General features: G+C 66.5%; 9 protein-coding genes. 5 read left to right on the top strand and 4 right to left on the bottom strand.

All coding sequences use genetic code 11. The annotated features are described in order from the left end of the window. The 3 genes from I6U14_RS10030 to I6U14_RS10020 all read left to right on the top strand — a co-directional run. On the top strand, window positions 1-1,297 hold a 1,297-nt coding region (locus tag I6U14_RS10030; protein WP_296898950.1), incomplete at its 5' end, for an SDR family oxidoreductase. Window positions 1,298-1,466: 169 nt separating this feature from the next. Then, window positions 1,467-1,778: a DUF433 domain-containing protein gene (locus I6U14_RS10025; protein WP_296898948.1), complete on the top strand. Its 312-nt coding sequence runs from the start codon at window positions 1,467-1,469 to the stop codon at window positions 1,776-1,778. Continuing rightward, a complete protein-coding gene (locus tag I6U14_RS10020) occupies window positions 1,775-2,128 on the top strand; it encodes a DUF5615 family PIN-like protein (protein WP_296898946.1) in 354 nt (117 codons plus the stop codon). The genes I6U14_RS10025 and I6U14_RS10020 overlap by 4 nt, the downstream gene beginning before the upstream one ends. Window positions 2,129-2,196: 68 nt before the next feature. On the opposite strand, the gene I6U14_RS10015 is transcribed toward I6U14_RS10020, so the two are convergent. Continuing rightward, window positions 2,197-3,537, bottom strand: a complete 1,341-nt coding sequence (locus tag I6U14_RS10015; RefSeq protein WP_296898944.1) for a dihydroorotase — start codon at window positions 3,535-3,537, stop codon at window positions 2,197-2,199. A gap of 194 nt (window positions 3,538-3,731) precedes the next feature. Here I6U14_RS10015 and hisI point away from each other — a divergent pair, with 194 nt between their 5' ends. Beyond that, complete coding sequence (gene hisI, locus I6U14_RS10010; protein WP_296898942.1) at window positions 3,732-4,193, top strand: phosphoribosyl-AMP cyclohydrolase; 462 nt, start codon at window positions 3,732-3,734, stop codon at window positions 4,191-4,193. Window positions 4,194-4,214: 21 nt separating this feature from the next. Here the strand turns inward: hisI and I6U14_RS10005 are convergent, their stop codons facing one another. The 3 genes from I6U14_RS10005 to I6U14_RS09995 form a co-directional block, all read right to left on the bottom strand. Beyond that, on the bottom strand, window positions 4,215-4,871 hold the full coding sequence (locus tag I6U14_RS10005; protein ID WP_296898940.1) for a MarC family protein: 657 nt from the start codon (window positions 4,869-4,871) through the stop codon (window positions 4,215-4,217). A 93-nt stretch (window positions 4,872-4,964) separates the two neighbouring features. After that, the gene (locus I6U14_RS10000; protein WP_296898939.1) at window positions 4,965-5,462 is read right to left on the bottom strand and encodes a DUF1269 domain-containing protein; all 498 of its coding nucleotides are present in this window, start codon (window positions 5,460-5,462) and stop codon (window positions 4,965-4,967) included. Window positions 5,463-5,693: 231 nt separating this feature from the next. After that, complete coding sequence (locus I6U14_RS09995; RefSeq protein ID WP_296898937.1) at window positions 5,694-5,879, bottom strand: hypothetical protein; 186 nt, start codon at window positions 5,877-5,879, stop codon at window positions 5,694-5,696. Window positions 5,880-6,296: 417 nt separating this feature from the next. Between I6U14_RS09995 and I6U14_RS09990 the strand changes: the two genes are divergently transcribed. After that, window positions 6,297-7,859: a Do family serine endopeptidase gene (locus I6U14_RS09990; protein ID WP_296898935.1), complete on the top strand. Its 1,563-nt coding sequence runs from the start codon at window positions 6,297-6,299 to the stop codon at window positions 7,857-7,859. Window positions 7,860-8,038: the final 179 nt, after the last annotated feature.

Raw genomic sequence — 8,038 nt, 5'->3', positions numbered from 1 at the left:
GATCGGCGAAGCGGACGCCCTCGGTTACGACAGCCTGACGCCAGCGCTGCAAGGCGGGCGGATCGCCTACTATCTGGTCCATTCCAGGGCCGCCGGAAAGGACTTCGGACGGCTGGACCTGGAGGCGGCGGCTAATTTCGCCCGGGCGGCGGCATCCTGCGGCGTGGAGCGCATCGTCTACCTGGGCGGGCTGGTGCCGGACGACGCCGACAGCGAGCACATCGTCTCCCGCCGCGACACCGGCAACGTGTTGCGCCGGGGCAAGGTGCCGGTGACGGAGCTGCGCGCCGGCATCATCGTCGGGCCCGGCTCGGCGGCCTTCGAGGTGATGCGCGACCTGGTCTACCACCTGCCGGTGATGGTCACGCCGCGTTGGGTGCGTGCCAAGTCGCCGCCGCTGGCGCTGGAGAATCTGCTCACCTACCTGGTGCGGCTGCCCCAGATCCCGGAGGCCGAGGGCCGCGTCTTCGACGCCGGCGGCCCGGAGACCCTGACCTACCAGCAGATGATGCGCGTCCTTGCCGAGGAGGGCGGCAAGCGCCCGCCCATCATCATCCCGGTGCCGGTGCTGAGCCCGAAGCTGTCGTCCTACTGGCTCAGGCTCATCACCGCAGTACCCACCAACATCGCCCGGGCCCTCATCGAGGGTCTCAAGCACGACTTCACCGCCGACGACGCCGAGCTGCGCCGGCTGGTGCCGCAGCACCTGCTCGGCTTCCGCGAGGCCGTGCGCGCTGTCTTCGCGGCCGAGCGGAACAGCGAGCCCGTCGTCGCCCGTTGGGTCGAAGGAGCCTTTGCCGTGCGCAACCAACGCATCGACTACGCCTACTACGCCAAGCGCGCCAGCGCCGCCCACGAGACCACCGCATCGCCCGCCGCGGTCTGGTCCGTGCTGCGGGAGCTGGGCGGCGAGCGCGGCTGGTTCTACCTGAACCGCCTGTGGCAGCTGCGCGAGACCCTGGACTGGCTCGCCGGCGGCCCCGGGCGCCAGCACGGCCGCCGGCATCCGACGGAGCTGCGCGTCGGCGACCGCATCGACTCCTGGAAGGTGCTCGGCGTTGAGCCCGAGCGGCGCCTGAGCCTCGCCTTCGGCATGCGCGCGCCGGGAGCCGGCATGATGGAATTCGATTTGAAGCCGCTGACGAATGGAGGCACGAAGCTCAGCATGACCGCCTACTGGCATCCCGCCGGCGTCTGGGGGCTTACCTATTGGTATGCCTTCGCCCCGGCCCACGGCATCGTCTTCAGCGGCACCGTGAAAGAGATCTGCCGACTGGCGGAGGCGCGGGAGGCATAGCAACGGCGGGAACCGTCGGCGACGGCCTGAACGGCTTGCTGCAGGGAGCTGCCTTAACGTCGTTGCGTGCATTGGTAGGTGCGTTGAGGCATCTTCCGCCCGCGGGTTTGACCGAGGCCGGGCTGACCTCCATGCTTCTCACAAACGCCAACAGTCGGGACGCCAAGCAATGAGCGCAGTCTATGTAGAACGCCTGGACGGTGACTATCGTATCGCCGGCACGAGGGTGTCCCTGGGCTCCATCGTGCTCGCGTATTTGGACGGGCAGAGCGCCGAGGCCATCGCACAGAGCTATCCCGTTCTGAGCTTGGAGCAGGTTTATGGCGCCTTGGCCTACTATCTTGCCCACGCCGTCGACGTGCATGCGTACCTGGCGCAGGGCCGGGAAGACTTCGAGCGCCAGTGGCAGGCCGCCCGTGATGTGGATCCCATGTGGTATCAGAAGCTTGCGGAGCTCAAGCGCGCAACGGCCGACGCATGACGGCGTTGCGCTTCCAGGCGGATGCAGACCTCAACCACGGTCTTGTGCTTGCCGTACTTCGACGTCGGGCCATGACCGACTTCCAGTCCGCCACCGATGCGGGGCTGGCCGGACTCGATGACCAAGCCGTCTTGCGCTTGGCTGCCGCAGAGGGTCGCATCCTGGTCACCCACGATGCCCGGACGATGCCGCGGCATTTCGCGGATTTCATCACCACTGCGCCGAGCCCGGGCGTCATCGTCGTTCCGCAGCACCTGCGCATCGCATCGGCCGCCGAAGACCTACTGCTCATTGCAGAAGCAACTGATCCGTCGGACTGGCGGAATCGGATCGCCTTTCTGCCAATCTGAGTAAGTGCCAACGGGGTCGGAGGAGCGCGGTCGCCGCCACACACGCCCACCGGCAGTCAGCGCCCCTGTCACCGCGTCGGCCCGAACGCAAGCCGCTGCCCCCGCACCGCATCGTTCACCCGGCCGTCCTCGAACGCCACCTCGCCGTTGACGATGGTGGCGACGACGGTGGCCGGCAGCTCACGCCCCTCGAAGGCTGACCAGCCGCACTTGTAGAGCACCTGCTCGCGGCTGCGGGTGACGGGCTTGCTTGCGTCTACCAGCACCAAGTCCGCCCAGTAGCCTTCGCGGATGTAGCCGCGTTCCTGCACGTTGAAGCACTCGGCGGGGGCGTGGCTGGTCTTGTTCACCACCTGCTCCAGGGTGAGCTTGCCGGCTTGCACATGCGCGAACAGCGACGGCAGGGCGTCCTGCACCAGCGGCAGGCCGGCGGGGGCCTGGAAGTACTTTCCGGCCTTCTCCTCCAGGGTGTGCGGGGCGTGGTCGGTGGCGATGACGTCGATGCGGTCCTCGGCGACGGCGCCGAGCAGGGCCTCGCGGTCCTCCGGGCGCTTGATGGCGGGGTTGCACTTGATGAGTGCGCCCTTCTCGGCGTAGTCCCGCTCATCGAAATACAGGTGATGCACGCAGGCCTCGACGGTGATGCGCTTGCCGGCGATGGGGCCGGGTGCGAACAGGGCCAGCTCCCGGGCCGTCGTCAGGTGCAGCACGTGCAGCCGGGCGTCGTGGCGGCGTGCGAGGTCCACGGCCAGCGTGGAGGACTTGAGGCACGCCGCCTCGGAGCGGATCAGCGGGTGCGCCTCCATGGGCACGTCTTCGCCGTAACGCTGCCGATACTCGGCCTCGTTGGCGAGGATCATCGGCGTGTCCTCGCAGTGGGTGGCGATGATGACGGGGCAGTCGCGGAAGATGGCATCGAGCACCTGCGGGTCATCCACCAGCATGTTGCCGGTGGAGGCGCCCATGAACACCTTGACGCCGCAGGCATCCCCGACGGGCAGGGCACGGATGGCGTCGATGTTGTCGTTGCTGGCGCCGAGATAAAACGCATAGTTGGCCCGGGATACCTCGGCGGCGCGGGCGTACTTGGCCGCCAACTGCTCGGCATCCAGAGTTGGCGGCTTGCAGTTCGGCATCTCCATGAAGCTGGTGATGCCGCCTGCTACCGCCGCCCGGGACTCGCTTGCGATGTCCGCCTTATGGGTGACCCCCGGCTCGCGGAAGTGCACCTGGTCGTCGATCATGCCTGGCAGCAACAGCCGGCCCGCGGCGTCGATGACCCGGTCAGCCGGGCGACTCTGGAGATCGCCGCCGACGGCGGCGATGCGCCCGTCGGCGACCAGCACGTCCGCCTGGAAGCGGCGGCCTTCGTTCACGACCTCGGCGTTGGTGATGAGCAGGCTGGGCATGGGGTGCTCCCGAGTCTGTGGTGTTCAGCCCTGTGCACGCTGTGCGGGCGGTTTGTCGGTCGCGTGCGCCGATCGGCTGTGCACTGGGATTCCGGTCGGCGGGCGCGCGGACCTGTGCCGTGTCAGGGCGGCGCGGCGGCCGGCTCTGCTAACCTGCCGCTATGGTCAGTCTAGCCGGAGGCGACGCGCCCCACATGAGCCAACACGCAGAAAACCCCGCGCCGGAGCATCGAATTAAGGCCAACGAGCGCGCCAAACTCGGCGACAGCCTGCCCTGGGAGGCAGTCCGTGCCAGCCTCAAGCTCAACGCCGACGGCCTGATTCCAGCCATCGCTCAGCAGCATGACACTCACGAGGTGCTGATGATGGCCTGGATGAATCTAGAGTCTTTGGATGAGACCCTGGCGACGGGCCGCGTGTGCTACTGGTCCCGCTCCCGCGGCAAGCTCTGGCGCAAGGGTGAATCGTCGGGCCAGGTACAGCACCTGAAGGAGCTGCGGCTCGACTGCGACGGCGACACGCTGCTGCTGCTGGTGGACCAGACCGGCCCCGCCTGCCACACCGGGCGCCGCAACTGTTTCTACAACGCCTTACGCGGCGACCGCGTAGAGGTCGTGGCCGAGCCGCTCATCGACCCCGAGCAGCTCTACAAGTAGGTCGGTCTGACGCCAGCGCGCTCAAGCAAGCGCAGGAAACGCGCCCTTCAGCCCGTCCACCAGCATCTGCACACCGATGACGGCCAGGATCAGACCCATGATCCGGGTGATCACATTGAGGCCGCTCTTGCCCAGGTAGCGCGTCAGTCCCTCGCCGGAGACGAAGAAGCCGTAGGTGATGGCGCAGAGCAGCGCAAAGGCGGCGAGCGTGACCACCATATCCGCCGTGCTGCCCGCAGATGCGAAGTTCATAGCCGTGGCGATAGTACCCGGACCAGCCAGAATCGGCAGGGCCAGCGGACTCAGGGCCACGGACAGCGCCGCCTGCCGGCTGGCCGCCTGATCGGAGCTGCTCGGATGGTGAACCGCGGACGGGCTGCTGTGCAGCATCTGGTAGCCGATCAGCGCGACCAGGACGCCGCCGGTGATGCGAAACGCCGGCAGGGTGATGCCGAAGAGCTTGAAGATGACCGCGCCGAGCAGGCAGAAGACGGCGACGATGACGAAGGCGGCGAGCACTGCCTGGAAGGCCACCTTGCGCCGGGTGGTGGTGTCGTCATCGGCAGTGAGGCCCAGGAACACCGGCGTATTGGCGATGGGGTTCATGATGGCGAAAAAGCCCATGAACACCGATAGCGCGTGACCGATGCTGGCCTTGTCGAGTGCGAAGGCGTCCAACGATTGGCTGCTCCTGTAGCCGTTGGCGGCTATGTGCGATGGCGCTCGGCGACGCGGTCACCAGCCCGCGCCAAAGCGTCGCGGGCTAGGCATTCACAGGTTGTCGCCCTCGATCACCTCGCGCAGCGCCGCTTCCTCGTCCTTGTTGAGAGAGGTCTTCAGTACCTTGCCCTTGCCGTGAAAGGGCTTCAGCTCCTCGATCACCTTATCCGTCGTGGCTTTGCGCACCAGCACAAACACCGCCGCGCAGCCAGGCTGGAAGTTCGCGGCGAGGTCCTTCATGAACTGATCGTTCACGCCGATATCCGATAGCTTGCCGGACAGCGCGCCGGCGCCGGCACCGACTGCCGCGCCCAAGAGCGGATTCAGGAACAAAAGCCCGATGAGCATGCCCCAGAAGCCGCCGCCGACGGCACCCATGCCCGTCAGGCTCACCGCCTGATGCAGCTTCACCTTGCCCTTCTCGTCTTTGGTGACGACGACGACATCCTCCATGTCGATCAAATATTCCTTTTGCAGCCGGCTCAGCTCGGCTCGCAACTGAAACGCCGTTTCCTGGTCCGGAAACGACAGCACCACCAAGTCACTCATTGTGGTTCTCCTGACGCTGGTTCTTGGAAAGGACGGGTGCGGATGTATACCCGCCACACATGGGTTTTCGGCCACGATGCACGCCTCTCGCACGCGATCGCTGCGTGACGACTCCTCGCCGCTGAACCCCCACCGCCTGCCAAGGCCGCGCGGCCGGCTGTCTGGGGCTACGCTGTCCGCGCCACTGCGGCTGCTCCGGTAGGACAAGCCCGAGGCTGGCGGCTGGGGCGGTCATTCCTTCTCCACCTCGTCCAGCGCCTGGCGCAGCGCCATGAAAATGAGCTTGCCGGCCTCACTCTCGTTCAGCTCGGGTACTTCCCAGCTCATGATGCGGCAGTATTTCTTAACCAGGTGGCGGACGTCATGCTCCAGCTCGCGGCGGTAGCGGTTGATCTCCACTTGTTCCAGGTCGGCCATGGTCGGTTGTGCCTCACAGTGCTTGGTGGTCGTGATGCGGAGCCCGGCATAGGGAAGCGCCGGTTGAATGGTGTTACCCCTGCGGCGCAGGATACCCCGTCTGATTGTTGGCCAAGACGGCCAAAAAGCCGGTATGCCCGTAGCGGGTGCCGCTGTGCGGCCGCCGACTTTATCTTGCGGCCGGCCGGGACAACCTACGCACCTGGGCAGGGCGCCGCAAGCATTCGTTGGCGGCGCTGAGCCCCGGATACCGACCGCATACCGACGCATGACTAAAGCTTAATCCCGCCGCAACGGCACAGTAACGGCGACAGCCGGATTATGCGCAATCAAGGTCATCCATGTCGCAACGGCCCGCAATATCGCGGGCGCCATGACGACCAAGCAATCGACTGGTGCAACCCCTGGAGGGTCCTAATGCAGCCTATCAAGCATTCTCATGATCCGATGCCGGGCGGCGCAGGCCCGCAAATCTCCGCCGTCGCAGCCGCCGAGCCCCGCGAGGGCCTGCGCCGCTCGGCTCTCGCCCTGGCTGTGATTTTGACGCTGGGCACGGGTGCAGCGCTGCTCGCTATTGGCAACGTCGAGGCGGCCGATCCAACGCCGGCGCCGCTGGAGGCGCCCGTGGGGCCGCCGAGCTTTGCGGATGTTGCCGAGCGTGTCACGCCCGCCGTCGTCAACGTTACGGTCGCACAGAAGCCTGTGCAGCGCATGTCCATGAACGGCCGGGCACTGCCCGAAGGGCTGCCGGAAGACTCGCCGCTTCGGGAGTTTTTCGAGCAGTTTGGCGGTATGCACGACTTTCAGATGCCACGCCAGCGCGAGGGCGAGGGCTCCGGCTTCGTCATCGATCCGGCCGGTTACATCGTGACCAATAATCACGTCATCGAGTCTGCGGAGACCATCGAGGTGACGCTGAACGACGGGCGCCAATTCGAGGCTCGCGTCATCGGCCGTGACCCCAAGACCGACCTTGCGCTCATTAAGGTGGACGGCGCACCGGAGCTGCCGCACGTGGACCTTGGCGATAGCGGTGAGGCGCGCATCGGCGACTGGGTGCTTGCGGTGGGCAACCCTTTCGGTCTCGGCGGCTCGGTGAATGCCGGTATCATCTCGGCACGGGGCAGAGACATCAACTCCGGCCCATATGATGACTACCTGCAGATCGATGCGCCCATCAACCGCGGGAACTCCGGTGGACCCTTGTTCGACGCTCGCGGGCGCGTCATCGGCGTCAACACGGCCATCTTCTCGCCGAGCGGTGGCAACATTGGCATCGGCTTCGCGATCCCTGCCGAGACTGCAGCCGACATCGTGCGTGAGCTGCGGGAGAACGGTCGCGTCGAGCGCGGCTGGCTCGGCGTGCAGATTCAGCCCGTGAGCGAAGGCGTCGCCGACAGCCTGGGCCTCGACGAGGCATCCGGTGTGCTGGTGGCCGACGTGCTGCCGGATAGTCCTGCCATGGCAGCGGGCGTCAAGAGCGGCGATGTCATCATCAAGGCCGCTGGCGAGCAGATGCAGGAGTATCGTGATCTCACCAAGCTCATCGCGGGCATCGACGCCGGCACGAGCATACAGCTGGAGGTGATCCGCGGCGGTGAGGTCCAGATGCTCGACGTCACCATCGGCCGCATGCCGCAGGACGATCTTGCCATGACCAAGCCCGGCGAGGCCGCTGAGGACGACGGACCACGGATCGGCCTGTTCCTGGCGCCGCTCACGCCGGAGATGCGCGAGGAGCGCGGCCTAGATGCCGAAGCCCCTGGCGTGCTGGTGGCCCAGGTGGAGCCGGGCAGTCCGGCCCAGCGCGCCGGCATCCGCGCCGGCAGCCTGATCAGCATGGTCGGGCAGGAGGCAGTGAACGAGCCGGACGACGTCGCCCGCGCCGTGCGCGAGGCCGCCGACGAAGATCGCCCGTCCGTGCTGCTGCGGGTGGAGCAGAACGGCGAGCAGCGCTTCATCACCGTACCGTTTGCCTGAGGAAGTAACGAGTTACGAGTACCGAGTGTCGAGTTACGAGGAACGAGTAACGAGTAACGAGGTTCGAGGGTTGAGGAGCGTCCCCCTCGCCCCTCGGCACTCGCCCCTCGACACTCTCAATACCTATGCGCGTCCTGATCATCGAAGACGACGAGCAGCTCGCGGCCTATCTGTCCAAG

It is taken from the genome of Thiohalocapsa sp., assembly GCF_019695415.1.
Lineage (GTDB): Bacteria > Pseudomonadota > Gammaproteobacteria > Chromatiales > Chromatiaceae > Thiohalocapsa.
This window is presented reverse-complemented; position numbering and strand designations above follow the sequence as displayed.